Annotated in this window: 17 protein-coding genes; 12 read left to right on the top strand and 5 right to left on the bottom strand. The window is 59.7% G+C overall.

Annotated features, from left to right (window positions below; translation table 11 throughout):
* Positions 1–2 precede the first annotated feature (2 nt).
* From tssH to PMI21_RS16060, 6 genes are all read left to right on the top strand, one after another.
* Positions 3–2,546 (top strand): type VI secretion system ATPase TssH, encoded by a 2,544-nt coding sequence (gene tssH, locus PMI21_RS16040; protein WP_007937695.1) that lies wholly within the window; start codon positions 3–5, stop codon positions 2,544–2,546.
* 23 nt (positions 2,547–2,569) lie between these two features.
* Entirely contained in the window at positions 2,570–3,220 is a 651-nt protein-coding gene (locus PMI21_RS16045; RefSeq protein ID WP_007937693.1) for a hypothetical protein, read from the top strand.
* 254 nt (positions 3,221–3,474) lie between these two features.
* A complete protein-coding gene (locus tag PMI21_RS0128095) occupies positions 3,475–4,368 on the top strand; it encodes a hypothetical protein (protein WP_007937690.1) in 894 nt (297 codons plus the stop codon).
* 110 nt (positions 4,369–4,478) lie between these two features.
* On the top strand, positions 4,479–5,324 hold the full coding sequence (locus PMI21_RS16050; RefSeq protein ID WP_157214308.1) for a hypothetical protein: 846 nt from the start codon (positions 4,479–4,481) through the stop codon (positions 5,322–5,324).
* A 92-nt stretch (positions 5,325–5,416) separates the two neighbouring features.
* Positions 5,417–7,426 (top strand): type VI secretion system Vgr family protein, encoded by a 2,010-nt coding sequence (gene tssI, locus PMI21_RS16055; RefSeq protein ID WP_007937687.1) that lies wholly within the window; start codon positions 5,417–5,419, stop codon positions 7,424–7,426.
* Positions 7,427–7,438: 12 nt separating this feature from the next.
* Positions 7,439–7,981: a toxin-antitoxin system YwqK family antitoxin gene (locus PMI21_RS16060; protein ID WP_007937685.1), complete on the top strand. Its 543-nt coding sequence runs from the start codon at positions 7,439–7,441 to the stop codon at positions 7,979–7,981.
* Positions 7,982–7,996: 15 nt separating this feature from the next.
* Here the strand turns inward: PMI21_RS16060 and PMI21_RS16065 are convergent, their stop codons facing one another.
* Positions 7,997–8,392 (bottom strand): DUF4280 domain-containing protein, encoded by a 396-nt coding sequence (locus PMI21_RS16065; protein ID WP_007937683.1) that lies wholly within the window; start codon positions 8,390–8,392, stop codon positions 7,997–7,999.
* A gap of 188 nt (positions 8,393–8,580) precedes the next feature.
* Here PMI21_RS16065 and PMI21_RS16070 point away from each other — a divergent pair, with 188 nt between their 5' ends.
* The 3 genes from PMI21_RS16070 (at position 8,581) to PMI21_RS16080 (ending at position 11,899) form a co-directional block, all read left to right on the top strand.
* A complete protein-coding gene (locus PMI21_RS16070; protein WP_007937681.1) occupies positions 8,581–9,648 on the top strand; it encodes a phosphotransferase family protein in 1,068 nt (355 codons plus the stop codon).
* A 38-nt stretch (positions 9,649–9,686) separates the two neighbouring features.
* Entirely contained in the window at positions 9,687–10,454 is a 768-nt protein-coding gene (locus PMI21_RS16075; protein WP_007937680.1) for an SDR family oxidoreductase, read from the top strand.
* A 329-nt stretch (positions 10,455–10,783) separates the two neighbouring features.
* A complete protein-coding gene (locus PMI21_RS16080) occupies positions 10,784–11,899 on the top strand; it encodes a Gfo/Idh/MocA family protein (protein ID WP_007937678.1) in 1,116 nt (371 codons plus the stop codon).
* 28 nt (positions 11,900–11,927) lie between these two features.
* On the opposite strand, the gene PMI21_RS29490 is transcribed toward PMI21_RS16080, so the two are convergent.
* From PMI21_RS29490 to PMI21_RS16090, 3 genes are all read right to left on the bottom strand, one after another.
* Complete coding sequence (locus PMI21_RS29490; RefSeq protein WP_157214307.1) at positions 11,928–12,134, bottom strand: hypothetical protein; 207 nt, start codon at positions 12,132–12,134, stop codon at positions 11,928–11,930.
* 193 nt (positions 12,135–12,327) lie between these two features.
* Entirely contained in the window at positions 12,328–13,611 is a 1,284-nt protein-coding gene (locus PMI21_RS16085) for a Zn-dependent hydrolase (protein ID WP_007937677.1), read from the bottom strand.
* A 44-nt stretch (positions 13,612–13,655) separates the two neighbouring features.
* Positions 13,656–15,140: an NCS1 family nucleobase:cation symporter-1 gene (locus PMI21_RS16090; protein ID WP_007937676.1), complete on the bottom strand. Its 1,485-nt coding sequence runs from the start codon at positions 15,138–15,140 to the stop codon at positions 13,656–13,658.
* A 622-nt stretch (positions 15,141–15,762) separates the two neighbouring features.
* Between PMI21_RS16090 and hydA the strand changes: the two genes are divergently transcribed.
* The 3 genes from hydA (at position 15,763) to preA (ending at position 20,002) form a co-directional block, all read left to right on the top strand.
* On the top strand, positions 15,763–17,202 hold the full coding sequence (hydA, locus tag PMI21_RS16095) for a dihydropyrimidinase (protein WP_007937675.1): 1,440 nt from the start codon (positions 15,763–15,765) through the stop codon (positions 17,200–17,202).
* Between the two features lie 157 nt (positions 17,203–17,359).
* Complete coding sequence (locus tag PMI21_RS16100) at positions 17,360–18,727, top strand: NAD(P)-dependent oxidoreductase (RefSeq protein WP_007937674.1); 1,368 nt, start codon at positions 17,360–17,362, stop codon at positions 18,725–18,727.
* Complete coding sequence (preA, locus tag PMI21_RS16105; protein ID WP_007937672.1) at positions 18,728–20,002, top strand: NAD-dependent dihydropyrimidine dehydrogenase subunit PreA; 1,275 nt, start codon at positions 18,728–18,730, stop codon at positions 20,000–20,002.
* Positions 20,003–20,135: 133 nt separating this feature from the next.
* On the opposite strand, the gene PMI21_RS16110 is transcribed toward preA, so the two are convergent.
* Positions 20,136–20,756 (bottom strand): TetR/AcrR family transcriptional regulator, encoded by a 621-nt coding sequence (locus tag PMI21_RS16110; protein WP_007937670.1) that lies wholly within the window; start codon positions 20,754–20,756, stop codon positions 20,136–20,138.
* Positions 20,757–20,890 lie beyond the last annotated feature (134 nt).

Below are 20,890 nucleotides of genomic sequence, written 5' to 3'. Positions count from 1 at the left end.
ACATGGAACTGGCCAGCCTGATCGGACGCCTCAACCCGGACAACCGCCGCGCCCTCGAACGGGCCGCGCAGCGCTGCCTGCAACGGGGTCACCATTACGTCGAAATCGAACACTTGCTGCTTGAACTGCTGGACATCGAGGGCGGTGACTTCGCCTGGCTGCTGCCGCGCTTCGGCCTGGAGCGCGATGCCCTGACGGCGGAAATCAACAAGGCCCTCGAACTGTTCAAATCCGGTAGCACCCGCACCCCGGCGCTCTCGGCGCAAACCATCGGCCTGCTCGAAGACGCGGTGGTTCAGGCCAGCGTGCTCGGCCTCGAAAGCATCCGCTCCGGCTTGTTGTTGTTGGCCTTGCTCGACCGTGACGAACGCCGCAGCCTGCTGCTCAATAGCGCCTCGTCGCTGTTGAAAATTCCTCGGGAAGCCTTGCGCAGTAACTTACTGGAGTGGACCGAAAGCTCGCGCGAACACGTCGGCGGCACACGGCCGGTCAGTGCCGGCAATCCGCAACCGAAACAGGATTCAGTGCTCGACCAGTTCACCCAGGACCTGACCGCCGACGCACACGCCGGGCGCATCGACCCCATCGTCGGCCGTGACAGTGAGATTCGTCAGTGCATCGACATCCTGCTCAGGCGTCGGCAGAACAACCCGATCCTGGTCGGCGCACCGGGGGTGGGCAAGACCGCGGTGGTCGAAGGCCTGGCCTTGCGCATTGCCGCCGGCGATGTACCGCCGTCGTTGCAGGAAGTAAGCCTGCGGGTACTCGACCTCGGTCTGTTGCAGGCCGGGGCCGGAGTCAAAGGCGAGTTCGAGCAGCGCCTCAAAGGCGTGATCGACGCGGTGCGCAGTGCCGACAAACCGATCATTCTGTTCATCGACGAAGCCCACACCCTGATTGGCGCTGGCGGCGCGGAAGGCGGCAGCGACGCGGCCAATCTGCTCAAACCGGCGCTGGCCCGTGGCGAGTTGCGCACCCTGGCCGCGACCACCTGGCTTGAGTACAAAAAATACTTCGAGAAAGACCCGGCCCTGGCCCGGCGTTTTCAGTTGGTGCAAGTCGAGGAACCGGACGAAATCACCGCCGTGGAAATGCTCCGGGGCGTGGCCGCGAAACTGGAACAGCATCACGGTGTGCAGGTGCTCGACGCGGCGATCCATGAAGCGGTGAAACTGTCCCACCGCTACATCTCCGGGCGCCAGTTACCGGACAAAGCCATCAGCGTGCTCGACACCGCTTGTGCCCGGGTCGCCCTCGGCCAGCACGACGTACCGCCACCGCTGGAAAGCCTGCGCCATCGCCAACAGAGCCTCAAGGATGAAGTCGAACGCCTGCGTCGCGAACAGGCCACCGGGCTCGATCACCGTGAACGCATCACCCTGCTGGAAGCTGAATCCGTGGGTAACGTACAGGCCATTCGCGAACTGGAAATTCGCTGGAACGAAGAACGGATCGCCGTGCGCGAACTGCTGGAAACCCGTCGCGAATTACTCACCTTGAGCGAGCGCGCCGACAACGACAAACCCGACGAAGCCACCGATAGCCGTATCGATCATCTGGCCGCCGAACTGGTGCGACTCGAGGCCGGTCTGGACGCCATTCGCCAGGACGATCCGCTGGTGCCGGAACAGGTCGACGGCAAAACCGTGGCCGCCGTGATCGCCGGCTGGACCGGCATCCCGGTGGGCAAGATGCTCGCCGACGAAGCCCACGCCGTGCGCACCCTCGGCCAGCGCATGGGCCTGCGCGTCATGGGCCAGAGCACCGCGCTGAACACCATCGCCCAACGCCTGCAAGCCTACCGCGCCGGCCTCACCGACCCACAGAAACCGGTCGGCGTGTTCCTGCTGGTCGGCCCCACCGGCGTCGGCAAAACCGAAACCGCTTACGCGTTGGCCGACGCACTGTATGGCGGCGAACGCAACCTGATCAGCATCAACCTTTCCGAATACCAGGAAGCCCACACCGTCAGCCAACTCAAAGGCGCCCCGCCCGGTTACGTCGGCTACGGCAGCGGCGGCGTACTCACCGAAGCAGTACGACGCAAACCCTATTCGGTGGTACTGCTCGACGAAATCGAAAAAGCCCACCCGGACGTGCTCGAAGCTTTCTACAACGTGTTCGACAAAGGCGTGATGGAGGACGGCACCGGGCTGGTGGTGGACTTCAAAAACACCGTGATGCTCGCCACCAGCAACGTCGGGGCAGAACTGCTGCTCGACACACCGACCGCGCAACTGGGCACCGATGCCTTCAACGAAGCGCTGCATAACGTGCTGCTGAAAGCGTTTCGCCCAGCGTTTCTGGCGCGCATGACAGTGGTGGCGTATCGGCCGCTGGATGAAGCGACGCTGGAAGCAATTGTGCTGGCGAAGCTGGAGAAATTGCGTGGCCGGTATAAAGCGGCGACCGGGAAACAGTTTGAGTTTGATGCCGGGATTGTGCAGGCGGTGTTGGCCAAGTGCAGTGCGGCGGGTGCGAGGGATGTCGAGAATGTGTTGATGACGCAGGTGACGGGGAAGTTGGCGGAGTGGGTGTTGGAGTAATTACCAAGATTAAGGAGTGCAGCATGATCCCTTCAGATGCAACCTTCAAAATAATGGCACTGGCGAAAGAACGTGCCGCCGCAACGGAAGCCGGCGGACTGGAAAAAAAACTCAATGACATGACGAGCTATGGCCAAACGGCAGGCACCAGTGCCGCGTCGTTCGCACTGTCCCATGTCCCCTTTGTTGGCCCCGTTTTGGCAAAAGCCTTTGATCTCGCCGCGTCCTACGGCATCAGTGAGCTCTATAAAAAACTGACAGACGAATCCACTTCCAACAAGGATCGCATCACCAATACGTTGCATCTGCTGGAACGCTCGTTGGCGGCCTCGACACGCCAGGCCTACAACACGGCAGACGTCTGCGCAGGCAAGGCGACCCGCGAGTGCAAAGACTGCCAGGATGCCTATCGCGAAGCCTACTCAGTCGCCCTTCTGAACGAATCCATCAACGAGCTGGATGCTGCACAGAACATTCTCACCATGCTGGCGGACGCGCTGACCAACGAACGTTCGAGACTCCGCGCACTCGCACAGCGAAGGGAAAATACCCTGCGCAGCGATATCGACGACTTTCGCGAAGAACATAAGAACTCAAGCTGCTTGGGGATGAACCGCTGCTACTGGATCAACGTCCCCTCACCGTTCAAAGTCATCGGGAATGACCAGCTTTAACCATTGAGCGCTTTGCTCAGGACGGCAACTGGACAACAGAACACTTCTGCACTTATTGAAACGGAGTTCAAAATGCCACTTTTGCAACCGGCTGATGTGTTTGATATGAGCGGTCCCGACCATCGCCCCATTCTTTTTGATGTCAGAGCCTGAAAAGAAAGAAAGGGGACAGATTTATTTTCACCGCCCCCCAAAAACAAATCTGTCCCTTTTTGTCTTTCTTCTACTTAAACCCAGTATGGACAGGTACTTATATGACAACTTTCTCAACGCTGTGTACCGCAGAGATGTCGAAAGCAGAACATGACCCAAACTATGTAGGAGGTGTATGCAGGATCAATAAGAATGACACCTTTCTTATCACATTCCGCAACAATGGCTATGACACTCCGGCCTCCACTCCAATGATGGGTGCAACGCCCCTTCAACTCGATCCAGCTCCCAGAATTCCACCAGTACGATCTTCTGTAAAACGAGAGATGGAAATGATCCATCAACACCCAGCGGAAAGAGAGTACAGCTATTGGAACAACCTATACCTGGCAGCTAGTAGGGATCAAATGACCTGCGAGAGTGACGCTCTTGCATTCCAAAAACGCCAAGGCGGGACAAAAGACTACGAAAGCTGCTTGAGAATAGTAAAAGCAGAACAACTCGCCACTATAGAAAAGAAGAGAGCGAACGCTGCAATCGAGATGGGCAGAAAATATAACGGGGAGATTCATGCCAGCTTTATTTCCGCTAAAACTCAGGAAGAGTATGTTGCGCTGCAAACACGATCACTGAGTTATCCGGCAGAATATACGACCCCTCAAATACCCAATACCTTGGGCGGACATGCGGAAGAAAATTTCATCCGTGCCTGGAGCGCACTCTACGCACACATTCCCGAAAAGATAACGTCTGTCGAGTTATTCATTACTCGTATGCCGTGTCCAGACGCTTCTGCAGGATTCTGGCTTGGAGCAAACCTCTACAAGGAGGGTTGCATGAGCAAATTTGCGAAACTCATAACGACCACAGATGAGTCAATCAACTGGGAAATAACCTACTCGCAGACGTTGAATGGAGCGGATCAAGCTTTTTCGCAATCATTGACCCGATTTTTTCCAACGGGTCGTGTCAATTTTTCCGCCAGAGGCACATAGGAAAAGGAAGAAAGAAGGAAGAAAGGGGACAGATTTATTTTCACCGCATCCCAAAAACCAATCTATCCCTTTTGTCTTTTTTATTGACAGGAGCATCAATGGAGGTTGACGTGAAATTCAAATTGACATGGACCCCAACAACTTCCAACAGCGTATCTTTGGGGTTCGACAGTGGTGGTGAAGGTGTCGGTATCGGACTCGGTGGACTAAGTGTGGTCGGCGCCTACGTGACCATAAGCAGCCCGGATTCCACCCTGCACAATTGGCAATTCGGTTACGTACAGAATGTTCTGACCGGAAAGAGTACCTGGATATATGGAACCGAAAGACCAGCAACAAAAACCGAAAAAAACATGAGATTCCAGTGCCTTGATCAAGAGAAAGGGCGCGCGGACTTCTTCTTCAACGCCCCTGCGAAAGCGTTATCGACCAACAACCTTCAAGTATATCTTCCCCAGTTTAAGGATTATCCACGTCTTTTTGGAAAAGCAAATTTCAGCCAAGTATCCGGTGCCTCGCGTTTCGCATTGTGGGTCATGGCCTACAACACTGCCACCAAGAAGAATATAGTGCTTGGCCATCAATACTGGACTATTGTCTATCGCATAAAGCCTAATCCCGATTCAGAAGATGCCGTGATAACGAGCCCTGACACCGGCGTCACTTTACTACACCGTGACGCAATCATTCCGTCCCCTAGCATAAGACTGGACGGTCCATTGGCCAATTCTGGTAGTGCTCAGCAAATAGACAACTTCGTTTGGGAACACAACAGTTGGCAGAAGGATCTGCGAAGCGATAGCAGCTCCAGCGAAAGTGAAGAAGAGAGTGAAGATGGAAGCAGTGATGACGACTCCCTAAGCGACCTTGAAACCGAGACCATCGATGCAAGTACGTTGGAAATTCCGCCAGGACTGAGAGGACTGGGCCCACTGACCGGAAAGAAGAGAAAGTGAAGAGAAAGCGAGAGAAAGGGGACCGAGAGAAAGGGGACAGATTTATTTTCTACGGCCAAATCGAATCACTGACCGCTATTTGAGGCCACTCAATGCCCCGCTCCACCGACAGCAACACCAGCCTCTCCCTCACCGCCACCTCGCTGTCGGCGCTTTATCCTGAGTCACTATCTGGCAAAGAAGCCCTGAACATTCTTGGCTCGCAAACCCTCAACGGCCTCAACGACGGCACCTCCCTCACCCTGACCACCGCCGTCGCTACCCACGTCACCGCCACCCTGCACAACGACGCCCTGACCCGTCCGATGGACGCGCTGGTCGCCGAGATCCGCCAACTGCCCGCCGATGCCACCGCCGAGCGCTATCAGCTTGTTTTAAGGCCATGGCTCTGGTGGCTGACCCTGGCCAGCAACAACCGGGTGTTCCAGAACCTCAGTACCTCGGACATCGTCACCACGATTTTCAAGGCCCACGCCTTCACCGACTTCAAGCTCTCACTCACAGGCACTTACACCCCGCGCGAATACTGCGTGCAGTACGGCGAAACCGATTTCGCCTTCGTTTCGCGGTTGCTGGAGGAAGACGGAATTTTCTGGTTCTTCACCCACGAGGACGGCAAGCACACGCTGGTGCTGGGGGACAGTAACGATGCGTTTGTGCAGATCCCCAATGGACCCAAGGTGAGCTATCTCGGCCAGCAGTTGGGCGAACGTGAACTACACGGTATTCGCTCCGGGCAGGTCTGCGTGCAGGCAGTGGCCGGAGTGTATCGGGCGACGGATTATGAGTTCACCACCCCGACCACTTCGCTTTACGGCCAGGCCGAAGCGGTGGCTGGGCCGCGGTCGATGTACGAACATCCGGGCGGCTACAACGCCAAGGCTCGGGGTGATGAGTTGACCAAGCAAAGGGTCGACGGCTTGCGCAGTCAGGAAAAACGCTTCGTCGGTGAAAGCGACTGCCGCTGGCTGGTGCCGGGGCATTGGTTCACCTTGGCTGGGCATGACGACGCGACGTTAAACATCGATTGGGTGGTGACCGCGGTGACTCACGAAGCCAGCCATGACAGTTATCGCAATCGCTTCGAAGCCATCCCCAAGGCCACGCCATTTCGTCCGCAACGAACCACGCTGAAGCCGCGCATGCACCCGCAAACGGCAATTGTGGTCGGCAAATCGGGCGAAGAAATCTGGACCGACGAATACGGCCGGATCAAGCTGCAGTTCCCCTGGGACCGCGACGGCAAGAATGACGAAACCAGCTCCTGTTGGGTGCGGGTGGTGCTGCCCTGGAGCGGCAAGGGTTTCGGCATGCAATTCGTGCCGCGCATCGGCCAGGAAGTGATCGTGACCTTTATCGACGGCGACCCGGATCGGCCGCTGGTGACCGGTTGCGTCTACAACGGTGACAACGCCGTGCCCTATGCGCTGCCGGCGAATCAGACCCAGTCCGGGATCAAGACCCAATCGTCCAAGGGCGGCGGTGGTTTCAACGAGTTGCGCTTCGAGGACAAAAAAGACGCCGAAGAGGTGTTTTTGCAGGCGCAGAAAGATCTGAAGATCAACGTGCTCAACGACACCACCGCCACGGTCGGCCACGATGAAACCCTGACTGTGCAAAACGCTCGCACGCGCACGGTGAAAGAAGGCGACGAGACCGTGACGCTGGAGAAAGGCAAACGCAGCGTAACCATCCAGACCGGCAGCGACACGCTCGATGTGAAGGACAGTCGCACGGTGACCGTGGGCGCTGACCAGACTCACAGCACCGGTGGCAATTACACGCACAAGGTCACCGGCGATTACAGCCTGACGGTGGACGGTAACCTGACCATCAAAGTGACCGGCAGCCTGACCCTGCAAAGCGGCGGCAGTTTCGCGATCAAGAGCGGCGCCGATCTGGCAGCCGAGGCCAGTACGTCGATCAGCCAGAAGGCCGGTACGTCCCTGAGCAATCAGGCTGGCACCTCATTGGAAAACAAGGCCGGCACGACCATGACCAACGACGCCGGGATCAGCCTGACCAACAAGGGCGCCGCTTCGCAGACTGTGGATGGTGGCGGCATGCTGACCATCAAGGGTGGTCTGGTGCAGGTCAACTGACGAGGAAAACCCATGGCCATCACGCCGCTGGATTTGCAGCAGAACGATAAACAGCTCAAAGGGCGCTTGCTCGATGGCCGGCTCGACGGCGCACTGAACATCAAGGATGACGGGCGCGCACAGGCTGATTTGCACTACAGCCAGGGCGAGCTGCAAGGCACCACCCTGCTCTACCACCCCAATGGCAAGGTCTCGGCGCAACTGCCGTTTGTCCATGACAAGCTGCAAGGGGTTGCCAGTTTTTATGCCCCCGAAGGCTGTCTGCAGCGCAAGGCGACTTACCACCGGGGGCTGCTGCATGGCGAGGCGTTCAATTACTTTCCCGATGGGCAACTGGCGGAGGTCGAGTTCTACCGCGACGGCGTGCGCGACGGGCGCTATCAGCGCTTTCATCCCAACGGCAAACCGGCCGTCGAGGCCCGTTACCTCAACGGTCAATTGCTGGAACCGGAACAGGGCTTCGCCAGCGACGGACGACCACTGGCTGCGGACGGCAAGCCGATCTCACGGGTGCGCTGGTGGTTCAGGCGCTGGAGCGATCCCGAGCAGGCCTGAGCACTGTTGTTGGGTTCAGGGAATCAGCATCTGCATCTGCCCCGGCATCACGATTTTGATCACTCCGGCCCAGTTGCACATCAAGGTGCTGTTGGCATCGATGGCCGGCATGCCGCCCAGCAGCAGGGTCGGCGCGCCGCCGGGGATCCACGGGGTGGCGGTGGCCGGGATGCACGGCATCGGCGTCAGCACGCCAAGCGCCGCGGCGGTGGCGGCTGCGACCATCGGGTTGGCCATGCTCATGCACGTGCCGAACGGCATGATGTTCACCAGCGGAATGTGGTCCATGATGTTCGCCGCTGGCATACCTGCGGTCATCGTGCGGTTCACCGGCAGCACGTTGAGTACCGCCGGCGCCGCACCGAAACTGCATTGCAGGGTCGCGGTGGCGCAAACTTGCGGACAACCCATGTCGAATCTCCTTCCTGGAAGCGGTGCTCCCTGAACCATAGCCCGCCGAGCCTGTTCGCGCACATCAGGAACGCTGATTATCCGGCAACACGCTAACCTATAAGACCGTGCCGCGCTTGTGGCCACCCCGGCGCGCCATTAGATTAGCCAATGATGTCTGGCCTCCAAAATAAGCAGAAGGGATAAGCATGGCGCTTACTGACCAGTCCACCCGTATCCGCTCTGGCGAAGAACTCGATGCCAGCCTGATCGATCCGTACCTCAAGGCGCACATTCCAGGCCTGAGCGGCTTGCCTGTGATCAGCCAGTTTCCGGGCGGTGCGTCGAACCTGACTTACCTGCTGGAATACCCCGAACAGGAATTCGTCCTGCGTCGGCCGCCGTTCGGCCACAAGGCCAAGTCCGCCCACGACATGGGCCGCGAATTCCGCATCCTCAATCAGCTGCGGGACGGTTTTCCCTACTGCCCCAAAGCCTATGTGCACTGCACTGACGAATCGGTGATCGGCGCCGAGTTCTATGTGATGGAACGGGTCAAGGGCATCATCCTGCGCTCCGAACTACCGCCGGAACTGGGCCTTGATTCAGCGAAGACCGAAACCCTGTGCAAGAGCTTCATCGACAAATTCGTCGAACTGCACCGGGTCGACTACAAGGCTTATGGCCTGGGCGACCTGGGCAAACCCGAAGGTTATGTCGCGCGGCAAATCAAAGGCTGGAGCGAGCGCTACGAAAAGGCCCTGACCCCGGACGCGCCGAAGTGGGAAGCGGTAAAGGCCTGGCTCAACGACAAGATGCCGGCCGATCACCCGACGTCGAGCATCGTCCACAACGATTACCGCTTCGACAACGTGATCCTCGACCCGAACAACCCGATGCAGATCATCGGCGTGCTGGATTGGGAGCTGACCACCCTCGGCGACCCGCTGATGGACCTGGGCAACACCCTCGCCTACTGGATCGAGGCCGGCGACCCGGCACCGGTGCAACTGATGCGCCGCCAGCCGAGCCACGCCCCTGGCATGCTGACCCGCCGCGAATTCGTCGATTACTACGCCGAGCGCTCAGGCATCCAGATCGACAATTTCGACTTCTACTACACCTATGGCCTGTTCCGTCTGGCCGGCATCGTGCAGCAGATCTACTACCGCTTCTTCCATGGTCAGACCCAGGACAAACGCTTCGCGCAGTTCATTCACATGAACAAACTGCTGGAGCAGATGAGCTTGCAGGTCATTCAGAAATCCAGCCTCTGATCGCGGCTCTGATCGGGCCTCATAACAAGGAAAAAATCATGTCCAAGACTCAGTTGTTCGACCTCGACGGCAAGATCGCTTTCGTCTCCGGCGCCAGTCGCGGCATCGGTGAAGCCATCGCCAAACTGCTGGCGCAGCAAGGTGCGCATGTGATCGTTTCGAGCCGCAAGCTCGACGGCTGCCAGCACGTCGCCGACGCGATCATCGCCGCCGGCGGCAAGGCCACCGCCATTGCCTGCCACATCGGTGAGATGGAACAGATCACCCAGGTCTTCGCCGGCATCCGCGAACAATTCGGGCGCCTGGACATCCTGGTCAACAACGCCGCGACCAACCCGCAGTTCTGCAACGTGCTGGACACCGACCTCAGCGCCTTCCAGAAAACCGTCGACGTGAACATTCGCGGTTACTTCTTCATGTCGGTGGAAGCCGGCAAGCTGATGCGCGAACACGGCGGCGGCAGCATCATCAACGTTGCCTCGATCAACGGCATCTCGCCGGGGATCTTCCAGGGCATCTACTCGGTGACCAAGGCAGCCGTAATCAACATGACCAAGGTGTTCGCCAAGGAATGCGCGCAGTTCGGCATTCGCTGCAACGCCCTGCTGCCGGGTCTGACGGATACCAAGTTTGCTTCGGCGCTGGTGAAGAACGAGGCGATTCTGAACACTGCGCTGCAGCAGATTCCGCTCAAGCGCGTGGCGGATCCGAGTGAAATGGCGGGGGCGGTGTTGTATCTGGCAAGTGATGCGTCGAGCTACACGACCGGGGTTTCGCTGAACGTGGATGGCGGGTTTCTGTCCTGATTCGGTTCTGCGGATAAGCCAAAGGCAGCCTCAGGGCTGCCTTTTTAGTTTTCAGTACTCACCACTGATCATTCCCACGCTCTGCGTGGGAATGCCTCACCGGACGCTCTGCGTCCGCTCTTTTGGGACGCGGAGCGTCCCTGGCTGCATTTCCACGCGGAGCGTGGGAACGATCAGATCGCAGCCTTCGGCAGCTCCTACGGTGGGATCGGCGTTTCCGCAGGACGTATCGGCTCCAACACAAGAATATTTATTCCACCATTTGCATTTTGAGAATTTTTATTCCATAAATAGCCCTCCTGAAAACAAAAATCCAAAGGACCCCGGCTATGCGCGAACTCGGTATCGGACTCATCGGCACAGGTTTCATGGGCCGTGCCCACGCCTTGGCCTTTCGCAACGTTAGTGCTGTTTTTGAATTGCCGCTGAAGCTCAAACTTGCCGCCCTGGCCGACGCCGATCCGCTGCGCGCCCGCCACTGCGCCGAAGCCTGGGGCTTCGAGACGGCGCACAGTGACTGGCAACAGCTGATCGATGACCCCAAGGTCAACCTGATCGCCATCACCACCCCCAATCATCTGCACTACCCCATGGCCATGGCTGCCATCGCCGCCGGTAAACCGGTGTACTGCGAAAAGCCGCTGGCCGTGAGCCTCGAGCAGGCCGGCGCCATGCGTCTTGCCGCCAAAGCTGCGGGCGTGGTGACGCGGGTGGGTTACAACTATCAACACAACCCGATCATCGGCCTGGCTCGGGACTTGATTCAAAACGGCGCGCTGGGGCAGATCATCAGTTTCCAGGGCGAGTTCAGCGAAGACTTCATGGCCGATCCCGTTTCACCCTGGTCCTGGCGCTGCGACGCCGATTACGCCGGCGGCGCCTTGGCGGACCTGGGCAGTCACTTGTTGGCCATGGCCCGTCATCTGCTGGGCGACGTCGAGGCGGTGTGCGCGGATACCCAGACTGTGCATACGCAGCGTCCCCTGACGGCGGGCGGTCACGAACGACGCGAGGTCGCGGTCGACGATCAGGTCCACGCGTTGCTGCGGTTCGCCAATGGCGCGCGAGGGACGTTCAGCAGCAGCTGGCTCAAACACGGCTACAAGAATCACCTGAGTTTTGAAATCAGCGGCACCCAAGGCACCCTGGCGTTCGATCAGGAGCGCTTGAATGAACTGCGGCTGTATCGTGCCGGGCAAGGCGGTTTCCAACGGCTGCTGGCGGGGCCGGATTTGCCGGGTTACGCCGCCTTCAGCCCGGCGCCGGGGCACCAGTTGGGTTACAACGAACTCAAGACCCTTGAAGTGCATGAGTTGGTCATGGCGCTGGCCGGCCAAGGTCAGGACGGGACGGACTTCGAGCAGGCGTGGGAAGTCGAACGCCTGGCGACGGCGATTCGTCTGGCTGCACGTGAGTCGCGGTGGGTCAGGATCGAGGAAGTCTGAACGCCACCTCAGACTCTACCCGACCCGTTTACTGAGTGACGCAACGGGTCAGGGTCGTGGTTCGGGTCACCTGCCCTTCAGCCCTCATATCACCCTGCACATCGGTGCTTTCGGTGGTCGAACAGGTACGAACCGGTGGCGGTGGTGGTGCAGCGGGTGGCGGAGGCGGCGGACTGGCGCAACCAACCAGAATCGCCGTGCAGAGTGCGAGTGACAGCGGCGAAAAAACACGCATCTCGAAGATCTCCACGATTGAGCGGCACTTTGCGCGCAGCCCTGTGAAGATTACGACCACCGGGGGCTCTGATAGTGCGAATGAAGCGACTGCCGGGACCGGAAGATCAAAAGATCGCAATCGTCGAACTGACGATTGCCTCGAGGATTCGGGTTTGTGACGTGCGCCGATTTTTTCAGCGCACGTCAGCATTTCAAGCCGCCAATTCACCGCTGGCAATTGCCTGCGAAGCCGCCAGCATCGCCCGCAACAACACCGCACAGCCGGCAGCCAGGTCATCCGGCGCGGCGTTTTCGATTTCGTTATGGCTGATGCCACCTTCACAAGGCACGAAGATCATCCCGGCCGGGCCGAGTTCGGCGAGGAAGATCGCGTCGTGCCCTGCCCCGCTGACGATGTCCATGTGCGACAGACCGAGCCCTTGAGCGGCACCGCGTACCGCTTCGACGCAGCCCTTGTCGAAGTACAGCGGCGGGAAGTCGGCGGTGGGTGTCAGTTCGAAGGTCAGGCCATGTTGCTCGCAGGTGGTTTCGATGACCTCGCGGACTTCGGCGATCATTGAATCGAGTCGCGCCGGTTCCAGATGACGGAAGTCCAGGGTCATGCGCACTTCGCCGGGAATCACGTTGCGCGAGCCGGGATAGGCTTGCAGGCAGCCGACAGTGCCGCAGGCGTGGGGTTGATGGCCGAGGGCGGCGCGATTGACTGCGCCGACGATCACCGCGGCGCCGACCAGCGCGTCCTTGCGCAGGTGCATCGGCGTCGGGCCGGCATGGGCTTCGACGCCGCGCAGTTTCAGGTCGAACCATTTCTGCCCCAGCGCCCCCATCACCACGCCGATGGTTTTGTGTTCGTCCTCAAGAATCGGGCCTTGCTCGATGTGCGCCTCGAAGTACGCCCCCACGGCATGGCCGCTGACCTTGCGCGGCCCGGCGTAGCCAATGGCGTTCAGGGCTTCGCCGACGGTCACGCCCTCGGCATCGACCTTGGCCAGGGTTTCCTCGAGGGTGAATTTTTCCGCGAACACGCCGGAGCCCATCATGCACGGGGCGAAGCGCGAACCTTCTTCGTTGGTCCAGACCACCACTTCCAGCGGCGCTTCGGTTTCCACGCCCAGGTCATTGAGGGTGCGCAACACTTCGACCCCGGCCAGCACGCCGAAGCAGCCGTCGAACTTGCCACCGGTGGGCTGGGTGTCGATGTGGCTGCCGGTCATCACCGGCGGCAGGTTCGGGTTGCGCCCCGGACGGCGGGCGAAGATGTTGCCGACGGCGTCGATGCTGACGGTGCAACCGGCCTCCTCGCACCACTTCACGAAAATGTCCCGGGCCTGGCGGTCGAGGTCGGTCAGGGCCAGCCGGCAGACGCCACCCTTGACCGTGGCGCCGAGCTTCGCCAATTCCATGAGCGACTGCCACAGACGGTCGCGGTTGATGTGCTGATGGGTGGACTGCAGAACGTCTACGGCAGCGTTCATGGTGATCTCCTCAGGCAGTTGTTATTCGCGGGAACGATCACTCGTCACACCGCCGATTTCACTACAGTCGGGCTCGGCCGCATCGCATTCAACCCGTAATAAATCAGCCCTCCCAGGGCCGAGCCGGTGAACCAGCCGTAGCTGTAGAACCAGCTGAAGGCATCGCTGCCCAGTGACAGCAGCGTCAACACCACCGGCACGCCGAAGGCGATGAAGCCAAACCCGTTCCACGCCGGGTACACGTCGTCACGATAGAGGCCAGCCAAATCCAGTTGCTGTTTCTTGATCAGGAAATAGTCCACCACCATGATCCCGGCGATCGGCCCCAGCAGGCTCGAATAGCCGAGCAACCAGTTGGAATACACCGTCTCCAGGCTCAGATCCGAGACGATCAGCCCGAGCTTTTTCAGCAGCTCATGGGCCATCAGCGCCAACCCGACCAACCCCGTGAGCATCACCGCAGTGGTGCGGTTGATGTATTTGGGCGCGACGTTCTGGAAATCGTTGGTCGGCGACACGATGTTGGCCGCGGTGTTGGTGGACAACGTGGCGATGATGATCAGCGCCATGGCCAGTGCCACCCAGACCGGGCTCTGGATATGGCCGATCAGGGTGACCGGGTCAGAGACGGTGACACCCACCAGTTTGACCGACGCGGCCGTCATCACCACGCCGAGGGAGGCGAACAGGAACATGGTCAGGGGCAAGCCAATGATCTGCCCGACGATCTGATCCTTCTGGCTTTTCGCGTAGCGGCTGAAGTCTGGAATGTTCAGCGACAAGGTGGCCCAGAAGCCGACCATTGCAGTCAGCCCGGCGGCAAAGTAACTGACCACGCTGGCGCCTTCCGGACGTTTGGCCGGGATCGCCAGCAGCTCGGTCATCGACACGTTCGGCATCGCCCACACCAACAGACCCACGCCCACCAGCACCAATAACGGCGCCGAGAGGGTTTCCAGCCATTTGATCGAGTCCGCGCCGCGAATCACCACCCACAGGTTCAAGGCCCAGAACAGCATGAAGCCGATCACTTCACCGATACCGCCCAGGGCCTTCCAGTCATCGAACACCGAGCCGAGGAACAGGTGAATCGCCAGCCCGCCGAACATGGTCTGGATGCCGAACCAGCCACACGCCACCAAGGCGCGAATCAGGCATGGAATGTTGGAACCGAGGATGCCGAAGGACGAGCGCAGCAACACCGGAAACGGAATGCCGTACTTGGTGCCGGGGAAGGCGTTCAGGGTCAGCGGGATCAGCACAATGATGTTGGCGAACAGAATCGCCAGCAGCGCTTCGCCGACGGTCAGGCCGAAGTAAGCAGTGAGCACACCGCCAAGGGTGTAAGTCGGCACGCAGATCGCCATGCCGACCCACAGCGCGGTGATGTGCCATTTGTTCCAGGTTCGTTCGCGCACCTTGGTCGGTGCCATGTCGTGGTTGTATCGGGGACTGTCGAGGACATCGCTGCCGGCCTCGAGCTCAAACAAGCCGTCGCGCTCGGTCACTTGCGATCTGATCTGTTGCATGGCCGCTCCACTGTTCTTTTGATTATTTTTGCTCATCAGAGGCTGGCGCAATGCGCGCGAGCCGGACGATGGCCGGAGAAACTGACAACTTTTACGGACCGGCCACGGTGTCAGCGGCGGCATCAATAAACGTGCCGGGTGCCCCGCTTGCGCCTCGGGCAGTGCCATAAAACTTTGCTAACCAACTGATGTTAATCAGCTTTATTTATCCAACTAGCGAGTCCCCGGTCAGTTGCCCTGTCACTCAGGCCGAATGCCAGGCAAGTTGTCCGAACAGTCAGGACTCAATCTGGTGCGTCGATGTTTTTTTGCAAGGTTGCGCATCAACCATAGACCATTCTCAAGCGGCTGATTTCACATAGAAAATCTTGACCATATTTCCAACCTGTCAAGTGCGTCAAAATGGTGAGAGGCCTCACAATTTTGGTGATTTTTATTTTTTATCTTTATTTATCAGCTAGTTAAACCAGTAATAAGCTTATAAAAAATATTCTTGCTCAATCCATAAACTGCAGCTAGCGTCTATTCTTGACAGCGCTGACAGGAATACACCGATTGGCGTCTGCTGCATATAAAACATCTAGAACCGGCAATAGTCGGTCATGCCTGCGAGGAACTCGGAATGTCTCTGTTGATCCGTGGCGCCACCGTTATTACCCATGATGAAAGTTATCGCGCCGACGTCTATTGCGCCGACGGCGTGATCAAAGCCATCGGTGAAAACCTCGATGTTCCCGCCGATGCGCAAGTGCTCGACGGCAGCGGCCAATACCTGATGCCCGGCGGCATCGATCCGCACACGCACATGCAACTGCCCTTCATGGGCACGGTGGCCAGCGAAGACTTTTTCAGCGGCACCGCGGCGGGATTGGCCGGTGGCACCACGTCGATCATCGACTTCGTGATACCCAACCCGCAGCAATCATTGATGGAGGCCTTTCATCAATGGCGCGGCTGGGCTGAGAAGTCGGCGTCTGACTATGGCTTTCACGTCGCCATCACCTGGTGGAGCGAACAGGTCCGCGAGGAAATGACCGAGCTGGTCAGCCAACACGGGGTCAACAGCTTCAAGCATTTCATGGCTTACAAGAACGCGATCATGGCCGCCGACGATACGCTGGTGGCGAGTTTCGAGCGCTGCCTGGAATTAGGCGCGGTGCCGACCGTGCATGCGGAAAACGGCGAGCTGGTCTATCACCTGCAACGCAAGTTGATGGCCCAGGGCATCACCGGGCCGGAGGCGCACCCACTGTCGCGGCCTTCGCAGGTGGAAGGTGAAGCCGCGAGCCGGGCGATCCGCATCGCCGAAACGTTGGGCACGCCGCTGTACCTGGTCCACGTTTCGACCAAGGAAGCCCTCGACGAAATCACCTATGCCCGCGCCAAGGGCCAACCGGTCTACGGCGAAGTGCTGGCCGGGCATCTGCTGCTGGACGACAGCGTTTACCAACATCCGGATTGGCAGACCGCCGCCGGTTACGTGATGAGCCCGCCGTTCCGCCCACGCGGCCATCAAGAAGCCCTTTGGCATGGCCTGCAAGCGGGCAACCTGCACACCACCGCCACCGACCACTGCTGCTTCTGCGCCGAGCAAAAAGCCGCCGGCCGTGACGACTTCAGCAAGATCCCCAACGGCACCGCCGGTATCGAAGACCGCATGGCGGTGCTTTGGGATGAAGGGGTGAACACCGGGCGCTTGTCGATGCAGCACTTCGTTGCGCTCACCTCCACCAACACCGCGAAGATCTTCAACCTCTACCCGCGCAAAGGCGCGATCCGTGTCGGTGCCGATGCCGATCTGGTGTTGTGGGACCCGGAAGGCACGCGGACGATTTCAGCCAAGACTCACCACCAGCAGGTCGACTTCAACATCTTTGAAGGCAAGACCGTGCGTGGCGTGCCGAGCCACACCGTCAGCCAGGGCCGAGTGGTGTGGGCCGATGGTGATTTGCGCGCCGAGCGTGGTGCGGGCCGGTATATCGAACGGCCGGCCTATCCGGCGGTGTTCGATTTGCTGAGCAAGCGGGCTGAGTTGAACAAGCCGAGTGCTGTGAAACGCTGAAATCGAGGCCTTCGGCCTTCGCGGGCAAGCCTCGCTTCTACAGGGGAACGCATTTTCAAATGTAGGAGCGAGGCTTGCCCGCGAAGAGGCCGGCCCAGACGCCACAGAACCAGTGCCCATCAGAGGCAGTACCTCAATTAACCGTGAGGCCAACACCGTGATCAAGACCCTGAACCACCTCCCGCATCCCCATGAGGACGCGGCCGCCCTCGCCGGCCATTTCACCGATCTGGCGCCGCCACTCAACGAGCGTCAGGCGCATCTGGAAGCCTCGCGCTGCCTGTATTGCTACGACGCGCCGTGCGTGAACGCGTGCCCGAGCGATATCGATATTCCGTCGTTCATCCGCAATATCCATCAGGAAAACGTTCAGGGCGCGGCGCAGAAAATCCTCTCGGCCAACATCCTCGGCGGCAGTTGCGCCCGGGTCTGCCCGACGGAAATCCTCTGCGAGCAAGCCTGTGTGCGCAACAACGCCCAGGAATGCGCGCCGGTGCTGATCGGCCTGTTGCAACGCTACGCCGTGGACAACGCCCACTTCAGCGAACACCCGTTCCAGCGCGCCGCCGCAACCGGCAAGCGCATCGCCGTGGTGGGTGCCGGCCCGGCCGGTTTGTCCTGCGCGCACCGCAGCGCCATGCACGGCCATGACGTGGTGATTTTCGAGGCCAGGGAAAAGGCCGGTGGCCTCAACGAATACGGGATTGCCAAGTACAAACTGGTGGACGATTACGCACAGAAGGAGCTTGAGTTCCTGATGGGGATTGGCGGGATCGAGATTCGCCACGGGCACAAGCTCGGCGACAACCTGACCCTCAGCGAACTGCATCAGCAATTCGACGCGGTGTTTCTCGGCTTGGGCCTGGCCGCCAGCAAACAACTGGGCCTGCCCAACGAGGATGCCCCCGGCCTGCTCGCCGCCACCGATTACATCCGCGAACTGCGCCAGGCCGATGACCTGACGCAACTGCCGCTGGCCGAACGCTGCATCGTCCTTGGCGCCGGCAACACCGCCATCGACATGGCCGTGCAAATGGCCCGCCTCGGTGCCCGGGACGTGAATCTCGTGTACCGCCGTGGCGTCGACGACATGGGCGCAACCGCTCACGAGCAGGACATCGCCAAAGCCAATCAGGTGCGCCTGCTGACCTGGGCGCAACCCGAAGAGGTGCTGCTCGACGATCAGGGCAACGTGCGCGGCATGCGCTTCGCCCGCACCCGATTGGAGGAAGGTCGCCTGCAAACCACCGGCGAAACCTTCGAACTGGCCGCCGACGCGATCTTCAAAGCCATCGGCCAGGCCTTCGACGCCAGTGCCCTCGCCGATCCGCTGGCCCGTGAACTCAAGCGTCAGGGCGATCGAATCCTCGTCGATGAGCAACTGCGCACCAGCATTCCCGGCGTATATGCCGGCGGCGACTGCACCAGCCTCGATCAAGACCTCACCGTGCAAGCCGTACAGCACGGCAAGCTGGCCGCCGAGGCCATCAACGCTCAACTCATGCTCAACGTGGAGGCTGCGTAAATGGCCGATCTCTCAATTGTCTTCGCCGGTATCAAAGCCCCCAATCCGTTCTGGCTCGCTTCCGCGCCGCCGACCGACAAAGCCTACAACGTGGTCCGTGCGTTCGAGGCTGGCTGGGGTGGCGTGGTCTGGAAAACCCTGGGTGAGGACCCGGCGGCGGTCAACGTGTCGTCACGCTACTCGGCGCACTTCGGGGCCAACCGCGAAGTGATGGGCTTCAACAACATCGAGTTGATCACCGACCGTTCGCTGGAGATCAACCTGCGGGAAATCACCCAGGTCAAAAAGGACTGGCCGGACCGCGCACTGATCGTGTCGTTGATGGTGCCCTGCGTTGAAGAATCGTGGAAAAACATCCTGCCGCTGGTAGAAGCCACCGGCGCCGATGGCATCGAGCTGAATTTCGGCTGCCCCCACGGTATGCCGGAACGAGGCATGGGCGCGGCGGTCGGCCAGGTGCCGGAATACGTCGAACAGGTTACTCGCTGGTGCAAGACCTATTGCTCGTTGCCGGTGATCGTCAAACTCACGCCGAACATCACCGACATCCGCGTCGCCGCCCGTGCCGCACACCGTGGCGGCGCCGATGCGGTGTCGTTGATCAACACCATCAATTCGATCACCAGCGTCAATCTGGAACGCATGGTCGCCAATCCCGCCGTCGGCAGCCAAAGCACCCACGGCGGTTATTGCGGTTCGGCGGTGAAGCCGATTGCACTGAATATGGTCGCCGAGATCGCCCGCGACCCGCAGACCCAGGGCTTGCCGATCAGCGGCATTGGCGGCATCGGCAGCTGGCGCGATGCGGCGGAATTCATTGCCCTGGGCAGCGGCTCGGTGCAGGTTTGCACGGCGGCGATGCTGCATGGCTTCCGGATTGTCGAGGAGATGAAGGACGGTTTGTCACGCTGGATGGACAGTCAGGGCTACACCAGCGTGTCGGATTTTACCGGGCGTGCGGTGGGCAATACCACGGACTGGAAGTACCTGGACATCAACTATCAGGTGATTGCCAAGATTGATCAGGAGGCGTGCATCGGTTGCGGTCGCTGCCACATCGCTTGCGAAGACACCTCGCACCAGGCGATTGCCAGCCTCAAACAGGCCGACGGCACGCATAAATATGAAGTGATCGATGAGGAGTGCGTGGGCTGCAACCTGTGCCAGATCACCTGCCCGGTGCAGGATTGTATCGAGATGGTGCCGGTGGATACGGGCAAGCCGTTTCTGGATTGGAACCATGATCCCCGCAATCCGTATCACGTTGTGGTTTGAGAGTGATCGTTCCCACGCTCCGCGTGGGAATGCAGCCCGGGACGCTCCGCGTCCCAAGAGCGGACGCAGAGCGTCCATTGAGGCATTCCCACGCAGAGCGTGGGAACGATCTGGCCGCGTGGGAACGATCGGGTTACGGCTCCAACCCGATCCCGCGCAAGATCACGCTGGTCACCGTCTGCACCGCCCGCTCGAACTGCATGTCCGACAACGGCTGATGATCATTAAGGATATTCACCTGATGATCGAAGTCGGCGTAGTGCTGGGTCGAGGCCCAGATCATGTACAACAGGCTGGAAGGCTCTACCGGCAGGATGCGTTTGTCTTCCACCCACTGGCGAATTTTCGCTTCCTTCATCTTGGCCCAGTCGTACAGGCTCGCGTCCAGTTTCTCACCGAGGGTCGGTGCGCCGTGGATGATTTCGTTGGCCCAGACTTTCGAACCGTACGGCCGGCTGCGGGAATGGTTCATCTTGGCGCGGATGTAGCTGCTGAGCACCACGCGCGGGTCGTCAAACATTTCGAAGCACAGGGCGTCCTGCTTCCAGACCTCCAGCAAACCCAGGAGCACCGCGCTGTACAGCTCGCTCTTGGTGCTGAAGTAGTAATGCAGGTTGGAGCGCGGCAGTTGCACTTCGGCGGCGATGTCGGCCATGGCGGTGCTGCCGAACCCTTTTTCGGCGAAGACCTTTTCGGCCGCCAACAGGATTTTTTCGACGTTACTGCGACGAATCTCGATCTTGTGATTGCCCATGAGGGCTCCCTGACAACAGCGTTGCTCAAGACTAGCATCCGCTCTACATCGCGGCGACAGGGGAAAACGAAACTTCGTACAGCGGTCCTGCGGCAGGTAAACTGGCTGCCACTTTGAACCTGCCTGCGAGGTCT

Origin of the sequence: Pseudomonas sp. GM18 (assembly GCF_000282195.1) — a bacterium.
Lineage (GTDB): Bacteria > Pseudomonadota > Gammaproteobacteria > Pseudomonadales > Pseudomonadaceae > Aquipseudomonas.
This window is presented reverse-complemented; position numbering and strand designations above follow the sequence as displayed.